This window comes from Marinobacter vinifirmus (assembly GCF_002258215.1).
GTDB lineage: Bacteria > Pseudomonadota > Gammaproteobacteria > Pseudomonadales > Oleiphilaceae > Marinobacter > Marinobacter vinifirmus.
This window is the reverse complement of the sequence record NZ_NEFY01000005.1, coordinates 76,825-98,783: the sequence shown is the minus strand read 5'-3', so window position 1 is coordinate 98,783 and position 21,959 is coordinate 76,825. Positions and strand designations below refer to the sequence as shown.

Below are 21,959 nucleotides of genomic sequence, written 5' to 3'. Positions count from 1 at the left end.
ATCTGCGGCCAATCAGGCCATCGGGCGCAGTGAATAGGCCCGCAGGTGCGCCGCAAACTCTTCCAGGTAACGGACACCGCTGGTTTCCGCTTCCTTGCACCAGTCCATCAGCGCCTGCAGCTTGTCCTGGGGCTTGAGGCCCCGCTGGCGCCACAGGGCCTGGAGCTCGTGGCTCTTGTCGTAGATCAGCTTGAGCATTTCATGACGCTCCAGCACCGAATCCAGGGTTTCTTTCTCGCGGGGATGGATCAGCGACACCTCCCGGGACAGCAGACGCTTGAGCTTGCGGTAGCGGGGGCGGATTTCATCGTCCATCAGGGACTTCTGCTGGCGCAGCACCGGCTCCATCACCCGCTTGCGATACTGGCGCATGATATCGAACCGGCTGTTGGTAATGGCTTGCACGGTTTCCACATCCATTTCCTGCTTGCCCGGCACATAGTGGGCAATGGGCCGGTAGCCCTTGGGCTTGGCCAGGCCGAACAACTGGAACAGGCGGATGTAACCCCAGCCAATGTCGATCTCATACCAGCGACGGGACAGCTTGGCGGAATTCGGATAGGTATGGTGGTTGTTATGCAGCTCTTCGCCGCCAATCAGGATACCCCAGGGGGAGATATTGCGGGCGTTGTCGGCACACTCGAAGTTGCGGTAACCCATATAATGGCCGATACCATTAACCACTCCGGCGGCCCAGAGCGGAATCCACATCATCTGCACGGCCCAGATCCAGATACCGTTAACCCCGAACAGAAGCAGGTTGATGACGGCCAGCAGGGCAATGCCACCCATTTTATAGGGGGTGTATACCTTGCGTTCGATCCAGTCTTCCGGGGTACGCTGGCCGTAACGTTCCAGGTTTTCCGGGGTTGCCGACTGGGCGTAGAGCTCCGCACCTTCAAACAGAACCTTGCGAATACCCAGAACCACCGGGCTGTGAGGGTCTTCCTCGGTCTCGCACTTGGCGTGGTGCTTGCGATGGATAGCAGTCCATTCCTTGGTATTCTGGGCCGTGGTCAGCCACAACCAGAAACGGAAAAAATGCTTGAGCACCGGATGCAGGTCCAGCGCATTGTGGGCCGAGTGGCGGTGCAGATACAGGGTTACACTGACGATGGTGATGTGCGTCATCACCAGGGTAACAGCGATCAGCTGCCACGCGGAGAGGTCCAGGAGACCGTTAAACCACATAAAATATCCTCAAAAATCAATCAACTTCGACAAGGCGATACTGCGGAGGTTTTCGCTGGTACTCGAAGGGGAAGTTACCTCGTCACTTTAGCGTACACTTGTACGCAACAACAACCGGGTTTGGCGCCATTTTTGTTACTGATTACACTTGGCGGCCGAGAAACCTGTTATCCGCGGAGGCCCCGTGCCTGAGTTACCGGAAGTTGAAACCACCCGCCAGGGCATTGCACCCCATTGTGAAGGCCAGACTGTGACCGGGGTATTAATCCGCAACCCCAGCCTGCGCTGGCCCGTACCGGATGACCTGCCCGAGAAACTGCTGAACCAGGTTATCCGGGCAGTGGACCGCCGGGCCAAGTACCTGTTCCTGCACCTGGATGCCGGCACTGTGATTGTCCACCTGGGCATGTCCGGCAGCCTGCGGGTGATTACCGACGACAGCCCCGCCGCCGCCCACGACCACGTGGAGATTGCCCTGGGCAACGGCCGCACCCTGCGCTTCAACGACCCCCGCCGCTTCGGCTGCTGGCTCTGGGCCGATGACTGCTCCGAACACCCGCTGATCCGGGACCTGGGGCCTGAGCCGCTGTCAGATACATTCAACGGACCCTGGTTGTTCCGGCTGTCCCGGGGCAAGCAAACGCCCATCAAGTCTTTCATTATGGACAACCACATTGTGGTCGGCGTGGGTAACATCTACGCCAATGAAGCCCTGTTCAAAGCCGGCATCCACCCGAAACGGAAAGCCGGCCGTATCTCCCTGGACCGCTACCACAAACTGGCTGAAGCCATTCGCGAAACCCTGAGCGCAGCCATTCTGATGGGCGGCACCACCCTGCGCGACTTCGTGAACAGCGACGGCAAACCCGGTTACTTTGCGCAGTCCCTGCTGGTGTACGGTCGCGGCGGCAACCCCTGCCCCGAATGTGCCACCACCCTGAAAGAGATCCGCATGAACAACCGCAGCACCGTCTATTGCCCCCGCTGCCAGCGCTAGCCAACCGCCAGAGTTGCCAACCGGATATCGAAAAATCGTTTGAAATTGGGGCAATATGATTCATAGTTAACAGAGTATTAACAGGAGAGAATAACGATGACCCGCAAGATTTCCCGCACCCTGATGGCCACGGTTGCAGCCTGTCTGCTCGCTTTTTCTTCTCTGGGCCATGCCAGGGCGATTGACGAAAGCCCGTCGGCGCTGGCCATGACCACCGACGCCGTGCTTCTGCGCCCGGTTCTGCTGGCCACCACCATTGTGGGCAGCGCGGTGTATCTGGTGTCTCTGCCGTTCTCTGCCCTGGGCGGTAATGCCGGTGAAGCTGGCGAAGTCCTGGTTGTCGGCCCGGCCAAGGCTACCTTTGTAAGGTGCCTGGGTTGTTCCCGCAGTGGCCGCAAGGCGGAAACCGTGGAGCAGTCCGAAGACTGATCCCGGGCATTCGTCCGTAGAATCCCGGCTTGCCAGAGGCCGGAAACTGAGGCAGCCTGAAGCAAATTCTTCAGGCTGTTTTTGTTTATGGTGGATTGGTCAACCCTCGATACCGTGTTCCTGGATATGGACGGAACACTGCTGGATCTGCACTTCGACTCGCACTTCTGGCTCGAACACCTGCCCTGGCGCTATGCCGAACAATACGACCTGCACCCGCAACAGGCCAAAGACCAGCTGCTGGCCATGATCATGGCCGAGCGGGGTTCCCTGAACTGGTATTGCACCGACTACTGGAGCGAACGGCTGTCGGTTGATATCAACCAGCTGAAAGCGGAGGTCAGTGACCGCATCGGCTACCGTCCCCACGTGCCGGACTTTCTCGCCTCCCTGCGCAAAGCCGGCCTGCACTCGGTGATCGTTACCAACTGCCACCCGGATCCCCTGGCACTGAAACTCAGCCGTACCGGACTGGACCGCCACGTGGATGCCATCGTATCCAGCCATGAACTGGGCAAGCCCAAGGAAGACCGGGCGTTCTGGAGCGACCTGGCCAGGCGGATTCCCTACCGCCAGGAGCGCACCCTGATGGTGGACGACAGCTTCCCGGTACTGGAAAGTGCCCGGGATGCCGGTATCGGCCAGTGCCTCGCGATCCTGGCACCGGACAGCACCCAGGCCCCGGCGACCGGGCACCCGGAAATACCGGGCATTCGTCACTTCGACGAGGTCCTGCCAACGCTGCAAGCCCGCCCGCCACTGCCATCGCAATGACAGGCCGGTTATAATCCGCACAGTTATCCATAGGTCAGGACAACCTGGCCTGCCAGGTGGGGAGATATGGCAGCAACAAACACCGACGACCCGAAAGTGAGGCTCGACAAGTGGCTCTGGGCCGCGCGCTTCTACAAAACCCGCGCGCTGGCAAAAGAAGCCATTGAGGGCGGCAAGGTGCACTACAACAGCCAGCGCACCAAGCCCGGCAAGATCGTGGAAACCGGCGCCAGGGTCTCCCTGCGTCTGGGCTGGCAGGAAAAAATTGTGGTGGTGGACGACATCAGTGACCGGCGCCGGGGCGCACCGGAAGCGCAGAAGCTGTACCACGAAACCGACGACAGCTTAAAAAAACGCGAAGACCTGGCCTGGCAGCGTAAGACCATGCAGGCCGCCCAGCTGCCACCGGCCCGGCGCCCGAGCAAGAAAGACCGCCGGGATATCCAGCGTTTCCGGGACCAGAACGGCCTTTAGAACCGGCTCGCCCAGCCTGGTTTCAGGCATTGCACCGCAACTTACATCCTTACAGGCATCACCAGTGAATCAACAGACAGTTTCAGGAGACATCATGGCTTCCCAGGATCAGTTCCAGCGTTTTATCTTCGAGCACAGCCAGGTGCGGGGAGCCTGGGTACAACTGGGCGACAGCTTCCGTGAAATCATCAACCAGGCTCCCTACCCGGATTCCGTACGCCAGCTGCTGGGCGAATCCCTGGTAGCCAGCGTACTGATGAGCAGCACCCTGAAGTTCGAGGGCACCCTGTCACTGCAGGCAGCCGGTGAAGGCGCCCTGCGCACCCTGATGGCCGAATGCAGCCACGATCGCAAGATCCGCGGCCTGGCCCGCTTTGACGAACAGGCCATGAGCGGCGAGACCCTGCACGAGCTGCTGGGCCAGAGCCGGATGGCGATTACCATTACCCCGGAAAAGGGCCAGCGCTACCAGGGCGTGGTCCCCCGGGAAGCAGACAACCTGGCCGGCTGCCTGGAAGAATACTTCGAGCGCTCCGAGCAGATTGCCACCAGCCTGTTCCTGTTTGCCGATGGCGATACCGCTGCCGGCCTGCTGCTGCAGCGCCTTCCCGGCCACACCGAGGAAGACGATGACCTGTGGAACCGGGTAAACCACCTGGCGCGCACCGTAGAAGCGGAAGAGCTGCTGAAACTGGACAGTGAAACCCTGCTGCACCGCCTGTTCCACGAGGAAACCGTGCGCCTGTACGAGCCGGAGCCGGTGGAATTCCGTTGCAGCTGTTCCCGCGAACGTACCCTGGCGGCGCTCGAATCGATCGGCAAGGAAGAGTGCTACAGCATTCTGGACGAACAGGGCAGCATCGACATGGACTGCCAGTTCTGCCACGCAAACTATCGCTTCAATAGAAATGACATTGATCACCTTTTCACCGGTCATACGCTACACTGACTACTCTTTAACATTGCCCGAAAGCCGCCAGTAGCGCGGCTTTCGGGGCAGTCGTTTTTTATCGGCGTCTCTGGCATAATAGCGCGCCTGAATTGACCCGATTGTTCAGAATTCCGCCAGTGTTCGGGGGCAAGGACTGGGCAATCACGAAGACATCCCGAGGGCGAGGTCGAAGTGAGCAACACTTATAGTGATCTGAGTACAGCAAGACTGGTTGAAGTAGCACTGGCACGGCAGGAAGGCCAGCTTGCGGCAAACGGTTCCCTGGTGGTTACCACCGGCGAGCGCACCGGCCGGTCTCCCATGGACCGTTTTATCGTTGAGGAGCCCAGCACCTCCGACGACATCCACTGGGGCCCGATCAACCGCCCGTTCGACGCCGACAAGTTCGACGCCCTGTGGGACCGTGTTGAAGCCTACATCGCTGAAAAAGACCAGTTTGTCTCTCACGTACACGTTGGCTCTGACCCCGAGCACTACCTGCCGGTGAAAATGACCACCGAAACCGCCTGGCAGAACCTGTTCGGCCGCAACCTGTTTATCCGCCCGGACGCCTACAACCCGGCCGACAAGCAGGAATGGCAGATCCTCAACGCCGCCAACTTCGAGTGCGTGCCCGAACGTGACGGCACCAACTCCAACGGCTGCGTTATCCTCAACTTTGCCAAGCGCAAGGTGCTGCTGGCCGGTATGCACTACGCCGGTGAGATGAAGAAAGCCATGTTCTCTGTGCAAAACTTCCTGCTGCCGGAGAAAGACGTACTGCCGATGCACTGCTCTGCCAACGTGAGCGAAACCGGCGAAACCTGCCTGTTCTTCGGCCTGTCCGGCACCGGCAAGACCACCCTGTCTGCCGATCCGCACCGCTACCTGATTGGTGATGACGAGCACGGCTGGGGCCCCGGCACTGTCTTCAACATCGAAGGCGGTTGCTACGCCAAGTGCATCGACCTGAGCCAGAAGAACGAGCCGATCATCTGGGACGCCATCCGTTTCGGCGCCATCGTCGAGAACGTGATGATCGACCCGGAAACCCGCGAGCCGGATTACACCGACGTTTCCCTGACCGAAAACTCCCGCTGTGCCTACCCGCTGGAGCACGTCGAGAAGCGCGTGATCGAGAACCGTGCCGGTGAACCGTCGCACATCATCTTCCTGACCTGCGACATGACCGGCGTTCTGCCTCCGGTATCGGTACTGAGCCGCGAAGCCGCTGCGTACCACTTCCTGAGTGGTTACACCGCGCTGGTGGGTTCCACCGAAATGGGCTCTTCCTCCAAGCTCAAGTCCACCTTCTCTACCTGCTTCGGCGCACCCTTCTTCCCGCGCCCGGCCGGCGTTTACGCCGAGCTGCTGATGAAGCGTATTGACGAGTTCGGCAGCAAGGTATTCCTGGTCAACACCGGCTGGACCGGCGGTCCTTACGGTGAAGGCAAGCGCTTCAGCATCCCGACCACCCGTGCCATCATCGCTGCCATCCAGAACGGCGACCTGGACGACGTGGAAACCGAGCACCTGGACGCCCTGAACCTGGACGTGCCCAAGCACATCCCGGGTGTCGAGACCGAACTGCTGAACCCGCGCAACACCTGGACCAGCCCGGAGTACTACGACGGCAAGGCCCAGGAGCTGATTGGCCAGTTCGTAGAGAACTTCAAGAAGTTCGACGTGGCAGACACCATCGTCGAAGCCGGCCCGAAACTCGACTGAGTTTCCCCGGCCTGAAAAAAAAGCGCCCTGCGAAAGCACGGCGCTTTTTTTGTATCGGTGGCTTTTGAGCCAGGCCGCCGGAAGCGGTCACCCTGCTCAGTTTGCGTAGAACAGCAGCGGCACAAACGCCACCAGTACCAGCGAGATGCCCATGGCAATCAGCGGCATGATGATGCGCTCATGGCGCTGGTAGAAAGTACCGCCTTCCTGCTGCGCCGCCAGCACTTCCGCTTCGCCCACCACCTGCCGGGTGAGCAGGTGGTTCAGGGCCACCGGCGGGCTCAGGTAACCCAGCTCGAACGCCACCAGGGTCACCATCCAGAAGTGCACCGGATGAATACCACTGGAATAGGCAATGGTTGCCACCGTAGCCGTCACCAGGATCACGGCACCGAAGGCATCCATGATCATGCCCAGAATCACCAGGATCACCACCATCAGCAACATCGCAGACCAGGCACTGTCGAACGCCTGCGGGAAGGCTTCCATGATATGGGAGCGTTCGATAACCCCGCCAATACTCACGGACAGCCCCAGCAACAACAGCAGGGCACCGATCTCGGCGGTGGTGTCGTTGGTGGCTCCCCGAATGCTGGTTTCCAGGCCCTGGTAATCCGTGTCGCCGGCCGTATCGTCCTGCCGGCGTTTGCGACTGAAGTGCTCGTACACCAGGATGGCCAGCATGATCACCGGCAGCAGGCGCGGTGCGGAGAATTCATCCATCTTCACATCCAGCGCCAGGCGATAGAACAGCACCACGGCAATGATCACCAGCACATAGGGTACCAGCGGCCGCAAGGCCAGCACCGAGGCCGGCATGGCATCGGTCACCGGGGCCAGGTTGAACTGGCTCTGGCGGTTCACCGTAACCGCCACCAGGCTGAACATGGTCGCCGTCAGCACAAACACCCAGATGCCCCAGCCGAAGAGTTCGTCGGTGGTCACTTCCCGGTTCAGGTAGGCAATCACCACCACCAGCAGGCACGGGCGCAGCACCACACCCAGGGAGCCGGACATCGCCGTGGCTGCCAGCGCCAGGTGGCGCCGGGCACCGGCCGCCCGCAGCTCGCTGTAGATCACCGCCCCGGCGGCGATCACGAAAATGCCCGAGGCGCCGGTATAGGCCGTGGGCACTGCTGCCACCAGCACGGCAACGACTGCCAGCAGCTCCGGCGGCATGCGCCAGGGCCGGAACACGTTGAACACCAGAGTCGCCAGCCGGGTCTGCTTGAGCATCATGCCCACCCAAACGTACAACCCCACGTTCAGGAACATGTCGGCCAGCTCCATCATCTTGCCCAGGTAAATACCGATGCCCGAGGAGTGGCCAATCATCGCGAAATAAGTGCCGGAAATCAGGCACATCACCGTGTAGAGCGGTACCGACAGGAAGGCCTGGCCCAGGCTGCCGCCGGCGGACAGGCCATCCGGCACCCGGAACAGACGGTACAGGCTGGCCAGGGTGAGACAGCCAAAGCCGATGATCCAGAAGTTGTGCAGCAACAACTCCTCGCCCGACACTGCGGTACTGCTGGCCAGGGTGGATTGCCGGAAAATCAGGCTGGAACCCAGCAACATGGCATTGGCGATGGTTTGCAGGGTCAGGGAAACGGTGTAGTCGAGGCGGGTTTCCATCGCCCGCATGGCAATATGGTGGCGGGTCAGGGTTGCGGTGACGGCACAGAGCATCACCAGGATCACCAGTATGTAGCGCTGGGCACTAAGCCCGAAGGCAATCAGGTCAGCCACAAACAGCTCAACGGCGCGGTAGGCCTTTACCCCGGCAGTCAGCTGGCCCTGTAACGACTCATAGCTGGCGTGGGCCGAGCGGCAATCCGCTACCGAACGCTCAATCGCCAGGCGCACATCGGCCGGGTCTTTTTCCACGGTGCCCAGCAAGGAGGCCATGGGATCATCCGCCGGGGCTTCCCTGGCCATTTCCTCGGCCACCGCAGCCTCGATATCCCGGTTGGCATCACACTCCGGCTTGGCTGGATCCATCCGGAGCTTGTAGTAGCCGCTCCAGAGCTGCTCCCCGCCCCGGAGCATCTGGTTGTGAATATCACTGCTGGTGGAGAACAGCACCACTGCCAGCAGCAACAGGCAAGCCGGCAAGGAGGAAAACCATTCCAGCCCGGTACGACGAAAACCACTCGGGGCCATAACTACCTACTCCGGGAATTGGGGGTTACAACAGATCATCCAGATCCATGGTTTCGGTCGGCGCCTGCTGGTCATCCCAGAAGCTGCCGAACTGCCCCATCGGGGTACGATGACCGGTATTTTCTACCCAGAGCCGGTCAGACATAGCCACCAGCATGTTGGTGGCCATGGCATCGACAAAGCGCCACTCTTCGTTGGCATCGTCATTTTTCAGGGACTCGGCGTGGTCACGGATAACCGCCTTCACCAGGGCTTCGTCGCCCTTGTTGCCCGCGGCAATGGCCTGGAACACGTGGCCAAGGCGCACGCCGGCCTGCTTGCCCTGTTCGCTGGCAATGGCTAGTCGCTCCAGCGGAACTTCACCTTCGGGCCTGGTCCCGGGAATCATGGCCCAGACAGTTGCCCTCAGGCCCATGGGGGCACCCCACCATTTCTTGTTGTCCAGGCACTGGGTAGCCCGCCCCACCACAGAGCCGGTGTTGAAGGGCACGCCGATGGAAGAGGTAGCCTGGATCTGGGCATTCAGGGCCTGCAGTCCGGACAGCAAGCCGGCCATGTAGATGAATTCATCCATGTCATCGTCAAAATCCGGGCACTCGGTTTCTTCCGGGTTTCCATAGTAGGCGTTGTGGTGCTGCCAGGCACGGTGATAGCGCTTGGCCGCGAGGGTATGGGCGCGCTTCTGGCGGATAAAGGCATCTTCAGCGGCCGTTCCATCCATGCCGTGCATGGCCGCAAGGCCTGCCAGCTCATGCTCCATGGCCTGCTCTTCGGCGCAGCTGCCGGACGACAGATACAGCATCACCGCCAGCTGGTCCGGCTCGCTGGTCACCCGGCCGAACGACATCAGCAGCGGCGCCGTGGCCTCGCTCATGGCACAGCCCATGGCCAGGTCTTCAGATTCCATCAGGTAGGGCACGGTATGGTTCCGGGAAAACCCCTGCATTACATCGCCGGTGGTCTTGTAGATCATGTGGTTCACCACGCCACAGCCACTCAGGGCGACGCTGGCCGCAACCGCTGCAGCAAAGCCGCGCAGGCGTTTGCCACAGGCCAGGGAGGTCCGGAAGTCTTTCATAACATTCGTGTCCTTTTTTATTTTTTCGAACATATCGTTACACGCCGGGGTTTGCACATTGGCCCCGAAGCCACTATAGATTGCTTCAACCGCCGGCACGGTCGGCGGTCTGGAGCAAAAAACAACAAACAGAACCAAGAACAGGAGTTTTCGATGCGTAAACCTGAACTAGCTGCCGCGATTGCCGACCAGACCGGCCTTACCCGCGAAAAAGCCAGCGACGTTATCAGCGCCTTTACCAACCAGATTTCCGCCGCCACAGCCAAGGGTGATGACGTTACCCTGATCGGCTTCGGCACTTTCAATGTCCGCAAGCGGGAAGCCCGCACCGGCCGCAACCCGCAGACCGGGGCCAGCATTGAAATTCCGGCCAGCAAGACCGTTGGCTTCAAGGCCGGCAAGGCCCTGAAAGACGCCATCCGCTGACCGCCAGGGCCCGCAGCTATGCGGGCCTGTCACCTTCCCTGCCCTGGCTGATCAGGACGCACATTCCGAACGGGCACCGTCTACCCGGCACCGGATCGCCTTCATCAGCTTGATCGCCCGCTCGTCATACACTCCGTCTTCCAGCAGCGACAAGCGGACCTGGCGCAGCATCTTGTCGTACTCGGCTACGTCTTTTGCCGGCGGATGCATCCACACGTTATCCGGAATGCCGGACTCGGCTTCGGCGATAATCGCGTAGGCTTCATCCAGCCGCTTGATGGCCTGGTCACGCACCATCTGGCCCGCTTCATCCGGGAACCGGTCCCGGTGGATGATCACCTGGAAGTTCATATACGCCAGCGCATACTTGAACACGCCGCCCTTTTCAGCCACGCCCTTGTACAGTTCCAGGGGCTGGTAAGCCACGGCCGGGGCATAGGCCAGGTCGACGCTGCCGTTATTGAATTTGCCGGCAAAGTTGGCGGAGTTCGAGCCCACCACGGAAGCACCTACGTGGCGCACCATGCGCACAGACGCGGAGTCATAGTCCAGGGTGGCGATGCGCTTGCCCTGCAGCTTCTCTACCGAATCGACGTTGCGGTCACGGGTGTGCAGGTAAATGGCACCACCGGGGAACACGCCGGCCACTTCGTAGGGACCATCGATCAGGAAGGGGCGCGCCTTGGGCTGGCTCAGGGTGTTGTACAGCAGGCGCATTTCCTCTTCGCCCGGCACGGCACCCATAGCTTCAAGGCTGCCGGTGAACTTGTTGAACTCCCGGGCGCGGGTGCCGGTGAGCAGCACGGCATCGCACTGGCCGGCCTTGAAATCCTCGGCCGCTACCTTTTCATCGGTGTAGGCGCGCAGGTCAAGCTTGATGCCCTGTTGCAGGGCAACCGGCTGAAACTCCTTGGTAATGGCAAACAGGGGGCCATTGGCACCCACCGGGTCAAACACACAGAAGCTGCGTTCGATAATCTCGGACTGGGCATGGGCAAGGGGCGGGACAAGGGCGGGAACAACAAGGCTGGCGCTCAGGGCAGCAGCCGCCGCCACCCGGCGGGAAAGACTGGATAACTTCACGGGTTCACTCCTGATTATTATTCTCTGGCGCGCGCTGCAGTCAGGCAGCCGCAGCTCGTGTCCTGGGACAACCATAAGGGGTCACCCCATAGGATACGTTGGCTCGGGTGCCTGTTATCAAGGGTTTTTCAGCAACAGGAAGGATTCTGTGACAGTGTCGACAGAGGCCGGACAACCTCTGCCGCACTTTCAGGACAGGCAGGTCAGGCCGGGTCGGCCCAGGCCGTTCTGCCGGCCACCAGCGTGAGCCGGACCCGGCCAGGCAATTCGCGGTCCAGTACCGGCGCGTGCCGGCCGGCGGAGACCAGGGTCTGCACTGACGGCTGCCAGGACTGCTCCGGCGCGAACACGCACAGGTCTGCCGCCTCGCCTTCGGCCAGCCGCGCGTTTCGACCCAGCACCGAGGCCGGGCCGGCGGTCAGCGCGCTCAGCAGCCGGGCGCGCTCCAGCTCACCCCGGGCGACCAGTTCCAGGCCCAGCGACAGCACGCTTTCGATGCTGGACAGTCCCGGCTCGGTAGCCGGCAGCGGTGCCTGCTTGGCAGCGCTGTCGTGGGGCTGGTGCTGGCTGACAATGGCATCGATCACACCATCCCGAACACCGGCCACCAGCGCCTGCCGGTCGGCTTCGGAGCGCAGCGGCGGGCGCACGTGGAAACGGCTGTCAAAACCGGCCAGGGCCTCTTCAGTGAAACTCAGCTGATGCATGGCCACGTCGGCCGTGACCTGAATCCCGCGCTTGCGGGCATCCGCCAGCATTTGCACACTCCGGCCCGAGGACAGCTGGCTCAGGTGCAGTTTCACACCGGTTTCTTCCGCCAGCAGCAGCATTTCCATCACCGCCGCGGTTTCCGCCACTTCCGGAATACCCAACAGACCCAGGCGGGTAGCCACCTGGCCATCGTGGGAATAACCGTCAGCCGCCAGGGCCTGGTTTTCCGGGCTGAACATCACGGTCAGGCCGAAGGTCTGGGCATAGGCCATACAACGGCGCAGGATCCGGGCATTACGCACACCCCGGGAACCATTGCCCACCGCCACACAACCGGCATTCTTCAGGCCCGCCATGTCGCTCAGCATTTCACCGTCGAGGCCCCGGGTGATGGCGCCCACCGGCAGTACCCGGACCGAGCCGCGGGAGTCTGCGCCTTCGCGGATCAGGTGGGTTACCGCACTGGAGTCGTTAACCGGCGAGGTTTCCGGCGAGGCACACACGGTGGTGAAGCCACCATGGGCCGCGGCCCGGGTTTCCGAGGCGATGTTGCCCTTCTGGCCATTGCCCGGCTCCCGCAGGTTGCAGCACAGGTCAATAAAACCCGGCGCAATCACGCAGCCACTGGCATCAAACTCCTGGGCCGCGCTGGCGCTTACCGCAGCGCTGCCGAGGGCCTCGATCCTGCCGTTGCGAACCAGCAGGCCGGGGTTGTCGGTTTCGGTGCCGGAACCGTCGAACAGGGTGCCACCGGTAATTTTCAGACTGTCATTGTGCTGGTGGCTCATGCCCGGGCTCCCTCGTGATCACTGTGTTTCTGCTGTCGTTCGGCCACCTGGCCGCCCATGGCCATGGACATCACCGCCATGCGGATGGCGATACCGTTGGTCACCTGGTTGAGGATGACCGATTGCGGGCCGTCGGCCACCGCTGATTCAATCTCGACGCCCCGGTTGATGGGCCCCGGGTGCATCACAATGCAGTCCGGCTTTGCCAGTGCAAGCTTGTCCTGGTTCAGTCCGTACAGCCGGTAGAACTCCCGCTCGCTGGGCAGCAGCGCCCCTTCCATACGTTCTTTTTGCAGCCGCAGCATGATCACCACGTCCAGGTCCTGCATGCCCCGGGCCATGTCGTATTCCACGGTGCAGCCCAGGTCTTCCACGTCTCTGGGCAGCAGGGTGCCCGGTGCAATCACCCGCACTTCCCCGGCGCCCAGTACGTTCAGGGCACGGATCTGGGAACGGGCCACCCGGGAGTGCAGCACATCGCCAACGATGGCCACTTTCAGGCCTTCGAAGCTGCCCTTGTGCTGGCGAATGGTCAGCATGTCGAGCATGGCCTGGGTCGGATGGGCATGGCGGCCGTCGCCGGCGTTGATGATGGCCACGCCCGGGGTCACGCTTTCGGCAATAAAGTGCGGCGCGCCGCTCTGGGAATGGCGCACCACAAACATGTCGCTGGCCATGGCTTCCAGGTTGAGCAGGGTGTCAGACAGGGACTCGCCCTTGGAGGTGGCGGAGGTATTGATATCCAGGTTCAGCACGTCGGCGGACAACCGCTTGGCGGCCAGCTCGAAGGTGCTGCGGGTGCGGGTACTGGATTCGAAAAACAGGTTAACCACCGTGCGGCCCCGCAGCAGGGGTACTTTCTTGATCCGCCGCTCGCCTACTTCGATGAACGAGTCGGCGGTGTCGAGGATGTCCGTAAGCAGTTCGCGGCCCAGGCCATCCAGGGTGAGGAAATGCCGCAACTGACCGTCCCGGGTCAGCTGCAAGTGGTTCGGGGAGGGGTCGTTCGCGGTCATGGCTCGCCTGTTGTCTGGTGGGGAGTATTACTGCCCGGTTTCCTGGAATTCAATGCGCAGCGGATCAGGGCCGCGCAGTTTTACTCGCTGATGGGCGTCCAGCGCAAGTGCCTTGCCGGTGACATCCGGCTGCACCGGCAATTCCCGGGCGCCCAGGTCAATCAGTGTGGCCAGTATGATACTTGCCGGACGGCCGTAATCGAAGATCTCGTTCATGGCTGCCCGGATCGTGCGGCCACTCATGATCACGTCATCAATCAGGATGATGTCACGGCCTTCGGTATCGAAAGGCAGGCTGGAGGGCGCTACCCTGGGGTTCAGGCCAATGCGGCTGAAATCGTCCCGGTAGAAGGAAATGTCCAGCTCGCCGTAGGGTTCGGCCAGGCCCAGGCGCTTGCTCATCACATCCGCCAGCCACACGCCGCCGGTACGGATGCCGATCAGCGCCGGGTTGTCGACGCCACGCTCTGCCAGAATCCGGCGCAGGCCGGCTTCCAGTTCATCCAGCAGCTGGTTGATATCAAGCAATGCGGTCATTAATGCCTCGTCAGTCAGGTTTGCCGGTCTGCTCCCGGCACCAGGTTTCCAGAATCAGTACGGCAGCCCGGTCGTCCACGCCGTGGCGGCCGAAATCCCGGCTGCCGCCGGCGGCCATCACATCGCCCTTGGCTTCAAAACTGGTCAGCCGCTCATCGACCATCTCTACCGGCACATGGTAGCGGCCGTGCAGGCGCTTGCCGAACTTGCGGGCCCGGGCACACATGTCGTTCTCGGTGTCGTCCATATTCAAAGGCAGGCCCACCACCACGATATCCGGCTGCCATTCCGCCAGCAGTTTCTCGACCTGCTGCCAGTCCGGAATGCCGTCACGGGCCGGGATCATGGCCAGCGGCTGGCCGGTGCCAAGCAGCTCCTGGCCGCTTGCCACACCAATGCGGCGGGTGCCGAAGTCAAACGCCAGGATTCTGCGGTTACCGGTATCAGGCATGGCCCACCGAATCGCTGAGCTGGTTCAGGTCTATGCCGATCAGTTTCAACACCGCCTCGTAACGTTTTTCCACCGGGGTGCGGAACAGGATGTCGGTGCTGGCCGGGCAGGTCAGCCAGGCATTGCTGCCCAGCTCTTCCTCCAGCTGGCCTTCACCCCAGCCGGAATAACCCAGCGCCACCAGAAACTCTTCCGGCCCTTCGTTGCGGCCGATGCCTTCCAGGATGTCCCGGGAGGTGGTCAGCAGTACGTCGTCGGTTACCGTGGCAGTATTCTGCCAGTGCTGCCCGGGAGAGTGCAGTACAAAGCCTCGCTCCGGCTGCACCGGGCCACCGGTAAATACCGGCAGGTCCAGCTCGCCACCGTGCATATCGAGCTGTTCAAGGATTTCACCCAGGTGAATGCCCAGAGGCTGGTTGATCATCAACCCGAGCGCACCCTCGGAGGAATGCTCGCACAGGTAGATCACGCCCCCGTGAAAATTGGGATCGGCCAGCCATGGCGATGCCACCAGGAAATGGTGCCGCAGACTTGCCTTGGTATCCGTGCCGGTTGTCATCCGGATGTCAGCCCCCGCCTCTGGAACGACCAGGTTCGTATGATTTCCAGTTCGTCGACCTGCTCGCGCATGTCTTCCGGGAAGGGTGCAAACGGCGCTGCCATGCGCACAATCCGGATGGCGGCATCATCGAGTACCGTGCTGCCGGACGACTGGAGAATCGCCACTTGCTTGATTGTGCCATCTTTGCGCAGAGAAACCAGCATCCTCAGGTCACCATACAGGCCGGAACGGCGCGCTTCGTTCGGATAGTTCATGTTGCCGACCCGGGTCACCTTGCTGACCCAGTTCTGCACGTACCAGGCGTTATCCGACTTGAGCGTGGACGCCGCGGTTACCCGCATGACCCTGGGGCGCCGGGCATAGGCCTGCTGCTGGGCGTCGAAGCGGGCTTCCAGGCTGGCGATTTCCAGGCTGCGCTCCATCAGGCTTTTGCGCTCGGCCCGGGGCAGCGGCTCCGGATCTTCCCGGGTTTCCGGCTGCCGGACCTGCTGGTGGGCCTTGCTTTCGGTCTGCACCACGGCCCGCTCTTCCTGCGGATTGGGCTCTGCCGTGGTTGCCGGCTCCGGCTGGATTTCGGCCACCTCGGGCTGGCTGACTTCCGCCGGCTGCGGCGAGGTCATTTCCATGGCCTGCTCTTCAGTACCACTGCCCTTCTGGCTGGTCTGGGCCAGGAAATCGGCCTTCTCCGGCGCTTCTTCGTCGTCAAACTGCGACAGGGTGATTTCCATGGTCTGGGCAGAGCTGCGGGGCGGTTCCGGGGCGAAGGTAATGCCCAGCACGACGATGGCGTGAACCGCCAGCGCCATGAACAGGGTGAAGGAAAACCGGTCGAAATCGCTTACCTGAACTGCCATTACCTATCCTGATTCTGTGCCCGCATTACCGGTGCTGTTCAGCCCTGTGACAACCGGCGCTCCACGGCGTCCAGCAACATACCGGCAATATCGATGCCGAAGGCAGCGTCCAGTTCCCGGATGCAGGTGGGACTGGTTACGTTGATTTCGGTGAGGTAGTCGCCAATCACATCCAGGCCCACAAACATCAGGCCCTTGGCCTTGATCACCGGCGCCACCCGGGCACAGATTTCACGATCCCTGGCGGTCAGTTCACGGCCCTCACCCCGGCCGCCGGCGGCCAGGTTGCCGCGATTCTCGCCTTGCGAAGGAATGCGCGCAAGGGCGTAGGGCACCGGCTCGCCATCAATCAGCAGGATGCGCTTGTCACCGTCGGTGATTTCCGGAATGAATTTCTGGGCCATGGCCTGGTGCGCGCCATGGTTGGTCAGGGTTTCGATGATCACACCCAGGTTGGCGTCGTTTTCTTTAACGCGGAAAATCGAGCGACCACCCATGCCATCTACGGGCTTCATGATGATGTCGCCGTGCTCGGCATAGAAATCCCGGAAACGCTGGGAGGAGCGGGTCACGATCAGCGGCGGTGTCAGGTCTTCAAACTGGGTGGCAAACAGCTTCTCGTTGCAATCCCGCAACGTGGCGGCCGGATTGACCACCAGGGCACCCTGCTGTTCCGCCGCTTCCAGTATATAGGTGGCCATCAGGAACTCCCTGTCGACCGGGGGATCCTTGCGCATCAGGATCACATCCAGGTCGCCCAGTGCCGTGTCTTCAGCGGCACCGTAGCTGAACCAGTTTTCCGGATCGTTATGCACCGTCAGCTTGCGGGTATGGGCACGGGCCTGGCCACCGGCCAGGTACATATCCGGCAATTCCATGTACTCGATTTCCCAGCCCCGTTTCTGGGCCGCCAGCAACATGGCCAGTGAGCTGTCTTTCTTGAAATGGATATCCTCGATCGGATCCATCACGATCCCGAGCCGGATTGTCATAGAGTCTCCTGGAAAGTCGGTTGGGGAGCGGGAAGTTGCTCCGTCAAAAACACGAACCGGTATACAGAGCAAACCGGTGCAAGGTGCTATGCTGAAACCCTAGATGGTATTGTACCCGAGCCATAAATGCATCCGGATAAATCGCCACATCAATCCGTGACGCAGCGGGCAGAAGTACATTTGGTCACAAACTAATGCTTTTTATCCGGCCATCGATATTCTATAAATGTGCGGGGTTTATAGATCAACCTTAATGTTTGTGTTAAAAACCCCGTTCGAAAATAACGACAGTCGCTAGAGCGCAAGGCAGTTGGACAATGGATGACAACTTCGAGAACTTGAAGATCATGGTGATCGACGACAGCAAAACCATTCGTCGCACCGCAGAAACCCTTCTGAAAAAAGTCGGTTGTGAGGTCATCACTGCCACTGACGGCTTTGACGCTCTGGCCAAGATTGCCGATTCCCAGCCGGACATCATCTTTGTTGACATCATGATGCCCCGCCTGGACGGCTACCAGACCTGCGCACTGATCAAGAACAATTCCTCTTTCAAGAAGACGCCGGTAATCATGCTTTCGAGCAAGGACGGCCTGTTCGACAAGGCTAAAGGCCGCATCGTAGGCTCCGACCAGTATCTGACCAAACCCTTCAGCAAGGATGAGCTGCTCAACACCATCCGCCACTACATGCCGCAGGCGGAACAGTAAAACCTGCTGAACCCCCAGAACCATCGAGGAAACCATGGCCCGCATTCTGATTGTTGACGATTCGCCAACCGAAGTTAAGAAAATCTCCACCATCCTGGAAAAGCACAAGCACGAAGTGCTGACCGCCGACAACGGCGCCGACGGCGTAGCCAAGGCCCGCGCGGAAACTCCGGACCTGGTGCTGATGGACGTGGTCATGCCCGGCCTGAACGGCTTCCAGGCGACACGCCAGCTGACCCGCGCACCGGAAACCGCATCTATTCCGGTTGTGATCGTAACCACCAAGGATCAGGAAACTGACCGGGTGTGGGGAACCCGCCAGGGTGCCAAGGGTTACCTGGTCAAGCCAGTTAACGAAGACGACCTGATCAAGACAATCAACAGCCTGATTGCCTGATCCCTGACTTTGGAGTTCGCATGTCCGCCCAGGCCGCCCCTTTTGCTGTTCTGACGGATATCGCCCGGCGCAGCCGTTCCATGGCGGCCGGCCTGCCGGAGCAGGAAGAAGCCGTTGAACTGTGGAACGGTATCGGCTTCATCCTGGCCGGCGAGCACTACGTTGCCCCGATGGGGGAAGTCACAGAAATCCTGCACGTGCCCCGGTTTACCCACATTCCGGGCGTCCGCCCGTTCCTGCTGGGTGCCGCCAACGTCCGGGGCCGGTTACTGCCGCTGGTTGACCTTGCCAACTTCTTCGACATCCCCCGCTCTTCACGGAATGCCCGTGAACGGCGGGTGCTGGTGGTTGAGCAGGGCGATGTATTCAGCGGCCTGGTGGTCGACACCGTGCTGGGCATGCAGTATTTCGCAAAAGACAGTTTCAGGGCCAGCACCAGCGGTGTGCCCGAAAACGTTCAGCCGTTTGTGAACGGCGGCTACGAACGTAACGACGAAATCTGGAAAGTATTCTCTGCCGCCACCCTGGTGGAAGACGAACGCTTTCTTGATGTTGCACAGTGGTAAGGGTGATGGCACTGGCAGGCACATCACCCTGTCCATCTGAAGCCCGCTACACCAATATTGCCATTTCCAGAAGAAAGAGGCCGGGAGCCAGAAAATGAAAAACAGAGCCGGAAGACTCAGTACCGGACAGGGCGGCAACAAACTCGTTGCCGGCCTGATCGCAGCGCTGATTGCACTTACCGTCCTGCTCGTTGTGGTGCTGTTCATCATCAACAAGGACGGCCAGAACGATCAGCAATACATTGCCAACACTGCAGAAATGCGGGTGCTGTCCCAGGAGATTGCGAAGAACGCGACCGAGGCTGCCGGTGGTACCGCCGAAGCGTTCGACCAGTTGCGTCGCTCCCGGGACGAGTTCCAGCAACTCTGGACCAGTGTTACCGAAGGCAATCCGGAAACCGGCCTTCCGGCCAGTGAACTGGCACAACAGAGCGGTGTACAGCAGCACTGGAACAGTGTTCGCGAAAACGCCGACAGCATCCTGTCTACCCGGGAAGCGGTACTGGGCCTGCATGAAGTAGCCCGCACCCTGAACGAAACCATTCCGCAGCTGCAGGTGGAATACGACGATATCGTTCAGATCCTGCTGGATAACGGCGCACCCGCCGAGCAGATCTCCCTGGCCCAGCGCCAGTCCCTGCTGGCCGAGCGTATTGTCCGCTCCGTTAACAACGTACTGTCCGGTGACGAAGACGCCGTTATCGCCGCCGACCGTTTCGGCCGCGACGCCAGCCTGTTCGGCCGGGTACTCGAAGGCCAGCTCAACGGCAACCCGGCCATGGGCATCACCCGGGTCGCCGATGAAGACGCCATCTACGGCCTGGAAGCGGTTGACGAGCTGTTCGAATTCGTTTCCCAGAACGTTGACGCGATTCTTGAAGCCTCTCCCGACCTCTTCAAGGTTCGTACCGCTGCCAGCGACATCTTCCAGAACTCCGAAATCCTGCTGGCCGAGCTGTCGGTACTGGCTGACGGCTTTGGCTCCCAGTCCGGCTCCCGCCTGGTCAGCCCCACCCTGGCCTTCTTCATCCTGGCGGCCATGGTAGCGATTGTAGTGTTCATCGGCCTGGCCCTGTACCGCGATGCCCAGTCCCGACTGGCCACCACCCAGGAACAGAACGAGCAGAACCAGAACGCGATCCTGCGACTGCTGGACGAACTGGCCGACCTGGCCGATGGTGACCTGACCACCGAGGCCACGGTAACCGAGGACTTCACCGGTGCCATCGCCGACTCCATCAACTACGCGATCGACCAGATGCGCGGGCTGGTACAGGCCATCCGGGGTACTGCCGTACGGGTAGCCGGTGCGGCCCAGGAAACCCAGGCCACAGCCATGCACCTGGCGGATGCTTCCGAGCACCAGGCCCAGGAAATTGCCGGCGCCTCTGCCGCGGTTAACGAGATGGCGGTGTCCATCGACCAGGTATCTTCCAACGCCGCGGAATCCTCAGCGGTTGCGGAGCGGTCGGTTGCGATCGCGAAGAAAGGCGCGGAAGTGGTACAGAACACCATCCGCGGCATGGACAACATCCGGGAGCAGATCCAGGAGACCTCCAAGCGGATCAAGCGTCTGGGTGAATCCTCCCAGGAAATCGGTGACATCGTATCCCTGATCAACGACATCGCCGACCAGACCAACATCCTGTCCCTGAACGCAGCAATCCAGGCCTCCATGGCCGGTGACGCGGGCCGGGGCTTCGCGGTGGTTGCGGACGAAGTTCAGCGCCTTGCGGAACGTTCCTCTGCGGCAACCAAGCAGATTGAAGCGCTGGTTAAGACGATCCAGTCTGACACCAACGAAGCGGTTATCTCCATGGAACACACCACCGCCGAGGTGGTCCGTGGTGCCCGTCTGGCCCAGGACGCGGGTATCGCCCTCGAGGAAATCGAGAACGTATCCATGTCCCTGGCGGAGCTGATCCAGAACATCTCCAACGCGGCACGCCAGCAATCGTCCTCTGCGGCGCACATTTCCAACACGATGAACGTTATCCAGGAAATCACCTCGCAGACCTCCTCCGGTACCAACGCCACGGCGAAGTCTATCGGTAACCTGGCTGAAATGGCGTCCGAGCTGCGGTCCTCCGTTGCCGGCTTCACCCTGCCGGATGAAGACCAGGCCGACCAGGAACAAGAGCAGGACAACGATATCCCGGTGGTCAGCTGATCACCGGCCCGGGGCAGATAACGGTTTATGGCTCAGATGCATAACCAGCTGTCAGCCGCCGAAGGGATCTGGGCACTGCGCCGGCTTCCGGATATGGACGAGGCGCAGTTCAACCAGTGGCAGACCCTGCTGGAACACCGTACCGGCATGACCCTGACGGCCGACCGCCGCTCCTTCCTGGAAACCAACCTGGGAATCCGGATGCGGGAAATCGGCTGCAGCAGCTACCAGGCCTACTACGAGAAAATCGTATCCGGCCCGGATGCCATCAGGGAATGGGCCACACTGGTGGACCGCCTGACCGTGCAGGAAACCCGGTTTTTCCGGGATGCCGATGCCTTCAGGCTGGTGGCCGATTACGTACTGACCCGGCCCCGGGAGCAACTGAGAAAGCGTGCACTGGAAGCCTGGAGTGTGGGCTGCTCCACCGGCGAGGAGCCCTACACCCTCGCGATGATTCTGAACGAATGCATGAACCAGCTGGCTCTGCAGCCCCTGTTCGGGGTAACCGGTTCGGACATCAGCCAGCCGGCCATCGAGAAGGCCAGGCTGGGCCAGTACAGCGCCCGCAAGTTGCTGGGTATGGATGAAGACCTGAAAGCCAGGTACTTCCGCCCTGCCGAAAGGAACACCGTAGAAATCGTGAACAGCATCCGTGAACGGGTGTGTTTTACCAGGCTCAACGTAATGGATCTGGGCAAGGCACCCATGCACGGCATGAACATTATCTTCTGCCAGAACCTGCTGATTTATTTCCGCCGCTGGCGTCGGCGGGACATTGTGAAAAGGCTAGCAGAGCGTCTGGCACCGGGGGGCTTACTGGTGCTTGGCCAGGGTGAACTGACCGATTGGCAGCCACCGGGCCTGCAGAGGGTTCCCTCGGAACATGTACTGGCGTGGATCAAGCGCCAGCCCGACGAAGAATAACCGG

The 21,959-nt window shown here is 61.0% G+C and carries 23 protein-coding genes; 12 read left to right on the top strand and 11 right to left on the bottom strand.

The window, feature by feature from the left end:
* Positions 1 to 12: 12 nt before the first annotated feature.
* Complete coding sequence (locus B9Q17_RS08295; protein WP_094624848.1) at positions 13 to 1,191, bottom strand: DesA family fatty acid desaturase; 1,179 nt, start codon at positions 1,189 to 1,191, stop codon at positions 13 to 15.
* Between the two features lie 184 nt (positions 1,192 to 1,375).
* Here B9Q17_RS08295 and mutM point away from each other — a divergent pair, with 184 nt between their 5' ends.
* The 6 genes from mutM (at position 1,376) to B9Q17_RS08265 (ending at position 6,524) form a co-directional block, all read left to right on the top strand.
* Entirely contained in the window at positions 1,376 to 2,188 is an 813-nt protein-coding gene (mutM, locus tag B9Q17_RS08290) for a bifunctional DNA-formamidopyrimidine glycosylase/DNA-(apurinic or apyrimidinic site) lyase (protein WP_094624847.1), read from the top strand.
* Positions 2,189 to 2,284: 96 nt separating this feature from the next.
* Positions 2,285 to 2,617 (top strand): hypothetical protein, encoded by a 333-nt coding sequence (locus tag B9Q17_RS08285; protein WP_022990392.1) that lies wholly within the window; start codon positions 2,285 to 2,287, stop codon positions 2,615 to 2,617.
* Between the two features lie 87 nt (positions 2,618 to 2,704).
* Entirely contained in the window at positions 2,705 to 3,391 is a 687-nt protein-coding gene (gene yrfG / locus B9Q17_RS08280) for a GMP/IMP nucleotidase (RefSeq protein WP_094624846.1), read from the top strand.
* Positions 3,392 to 3,457: 66 nt separating this feature from the next.
* On the top strand, positions 3,458 to 3,865 hold the full coding sequence (gene hslR / locus B9Q17_RS08275; protein ID WP_094624845.1) for a ribosome-associated heat shock protein Hsp15: 408 nt from the start codon (positions 3,458 to 3,460) through the stop codon (positions 3,863 to 3,865).
* 94 nt (positions 3,866 to 3,959) lie between these two features.
* Entirely contained in the window at positions 3,960 to 4,814 is an 855-nt protein-coding gene (gene hslO, locus B9Q17_RS08270; RefSeq protein WP_022990389.1) for an Hsp33 family molecular chaperone HslO, read from the top strand.
* 174 nt (positions 4,815 to 4,988) lie between these two features.
* Entirely contained in the window at positions 4,989 to 6,524 is a 1,536-nt protein-coding gene (locus B9Q17_RS08265) for a phosphoenolpyruvate carboxykinase (protein WP_022990388.1), read from the top strand.
* A 96-nt stretch (positions 6,525 to 6,620) separates the two neighbouring features.
* Here B9Q17_RS08265 and B9Q17_RS08260 read toward each other — a convergent pair whose 3' ends face one another.
* A complete protein-coding gene (locus B9Q17_RS08260) occupies positions 6,621 to 8,687 on the bottom strand; it encodes a TRAP transporter large permease subunit (RefSeq protein WP_094624844.1) in 2,067 nt (688 codons plus the stop codon).
* Between the two features lie 25 nt (positions 8,688 to 8,712).
* Positions 8,713 to 9,765 carry a hypothetical protein gene (locus tag B9Q17_RS08255; RefSeq protein WP_058342453.1) on the bottom strand — a complete coding sequence of 351 codons (1,053 nt, stop codon included), beginning with the start codon at positions 9,763 to 9,765 and terminating at the stop codon, positions 8,713 to 8,715.
* A 153-nt stretch (positions 9,766 to 9,918) separates the two neighbouring features.
* Between B9Q17_RS08255 and B9Q17_RS08250 the strand changes: the two genes are divergently transcribed.
* A complete protein-coding gene (locus tag B9Q17_RS08250; RefSeq protein WP_094624843.1) occupies positions 9,919 to 10,191 on the top strand; it encodes an HU family DNA-binding protein in 273 nt (90 codons plus the stop codon).
* Between the two features lie 51 nt (positions 10,192 to 10,242).
* Here the strand turns inward: B9Q17_RS08250 and B9Q17_RS08245 are convergent, their stop codons facing one another.
* The 8 genes from B9Q17_RS08245 to gshB form a co-directional block, all read right to left on the bottom strand.
* The gene (locus B9Q17_RS08245; protein WP_094624842.1) at positions 10,243 to 11,274 is read right to left on the bottom strand and encodes a putative solute-binding protein; all 1,032 of its coding nucleotides are present in this window, start codon (positions 11,272 to 11,274) and stop codon (positions 10,243 to 10,245) included.
* A gap of 203 nt (positions 11,275 to 11,477) precedes the next feature.
* Positions 11,478 to 12,773 carry a dihydroorotase gene (locus B9Q17_RS08240; protein ID WP_094624841.1) on the bottom strand — a complete coding sequence of 432 codons (1,296 nt, stop codon included), beginning with the start codon at positions 12,771 to 12,773 and terminating at the stop codon, positions 11,478 to 11,480.
* The gene (locus B9Q17_RS08235; RefSeq protein WP_022990368.1) at positions 12,770 to 13,789 is read right to left on the bottom strand and encodes an aspartate carbamoyltransferase catalytic subunit; all 1,020 of its coding nucleotides are present in this window, start codon (positions 13,787 to 13,789) and stop codon (positions 12,770 to 12,772) included. Before B9Q17_RS08235 ends, B9Q17_RS08240 begins: the two co-directional genes overlap by 4 nt.
* A gap of 27 nt (positions 13,790 to 13,816) precedes the next feature.
* A complete protein-coding gene (gene pyrR, locus B9Q17_RS08230) occupies positions 13,817 to 14,326 on the bottom strand; it encodes a bifunctional pyr operon transcriptional regulator/uracil phosphoribosyltransferase PyrR (RefSeq protein ID WP_058342089.1) in 510 nt (169 codons plus the stop codon).
* Positions 14,327 to 14,336: 10 nt separating this feature from the next.
* Positions 14,337 to 14,777, bottom strand: coding sequence for a Holliday junction resolvase RuvX (gene ruvX / locus B9Q17_RS08225; protein WP_058342090.1), 441 nt, complete (start codon positions 14,775 to 14,777; stop codon positions 14,337 to 14,339).
* The gene (locus tag B9Q17_RS08220) at positions 14,770 to 15,336 is read right to left on the bottom strand and encodes a YqgE/AlgH family protein (RefSeq protein ID WP_167373020.1); all 567 of its coding nucleotides are present in this window, start codon (positions 15,334 to 15,336) and stop codon (positions 14,770 to 14,772) included. Before B9Q17_RS08220 ends, ruvX begins: the two co-directional genes overlap by 8 nt.
* A complete protein-coding gene (locus B9Q17_RS08215) occupies positions 15,333 to 16,193 on the bottom strand; it encodes an energy transducer TonB (RefSeq protein WP_094624840.1) in 861 nt (286 codons plus the stop codon). Before B9Q17_RS08215 ends, B9Q17_RS08220 begins: the two co-directional genes overlap by 4 nt.
* Positions 16,194 to 16,231: 38 nt before the next feature.
* Positions 16,232 to 17,185, bottom strand: a complete 954-nt coding sequence (gshB, locus tag B9Q17_RS08210; RefSeq protein ID WP_094624839.1) for a glutathione synthase — start codon at positions 17,183 to 17,185, stop codon at positions 16,232 to 16,234.
* 317 nt (positions 17,186 to 17,502) lie between these two features.
* On the opposite strand from gshB, the gene pilG reads away from it, so the two are divergent.
* The 5 genes from pilG to B9Q17_RS08185 all read left to right on the top strand — a co-directional run bounded on the left by pilG (position 17,503) and on the right by B9Q17_RS08185 (position 21,955).
* Positions 17,503 to 17,895: a twitching motility response regulator PilG gene (pilG, locus tag B9Q17_RS08205; protein WP_022990362.1), complete on the top strand. Its 393-nt coding sequence runs from the start codon at positions 17,503 to 17,505 to the stop codon at positions 17,893 to 17,895.
* Positions 17,896 to 17,929: 34 nt separating this feature from the next.
* On the top strand, positions 17,930 to 18,292 hold the full coding sequence (gene pilH, locus B9Q17_RS08200) for a twitching motility response regulator PilH (RefSeq protein ID WP_011787171.1): 363 nt from the start codon (positions 17,930 to 17,932) through the stop codon (positions 18,290 to 18,292).
* A gap of 20 nt (positions 18,293 to 18,312) precedes the next feature.
* On the top strand, positions 18,313 to 18,858 hold the full coding sequence (locus B9Q17_RS08195; protein ID WP_058342093.1) for a chemotaxis protein CheW: 546 nt from the start codon (positions 18,313 to 18,315) through the stop codon (positions 18,856 to 18,858).
* A gap of 94 nt (positions 18,859 to 18,952) precedes the next feature.
* Positions 18,953 to 21,028 carry a methyl-accepting chemotaxis protein gene (locus B9Q17_RS08190; RefSeq protein ID WP_094624838.1) on the top strand — a complete coding sequence of 692 codons (2,076 nt, stop codon included), beginning with the start codon at positions 18,953 to 18,955 and terminating at the stop codon, positions 21,026 to 21,028.
* Positions 21,029 to 21,055: 27 nt separating this feature from the next.
* The gene (locus B9Q17_RS08185) at positions 21,056 to 21,955 is read left to right on the top strand and encodes a CheR family methyltransferase (protein ID WP_094624837.1); all 900 of its coding nucleotides are present in this window, start codon (positions 21,056 to 21,058) and stop codon (positions 21,953 to 21,955) included.
* Positions 21,956 to 21,959: the final 4 nt, after the last annotated feature.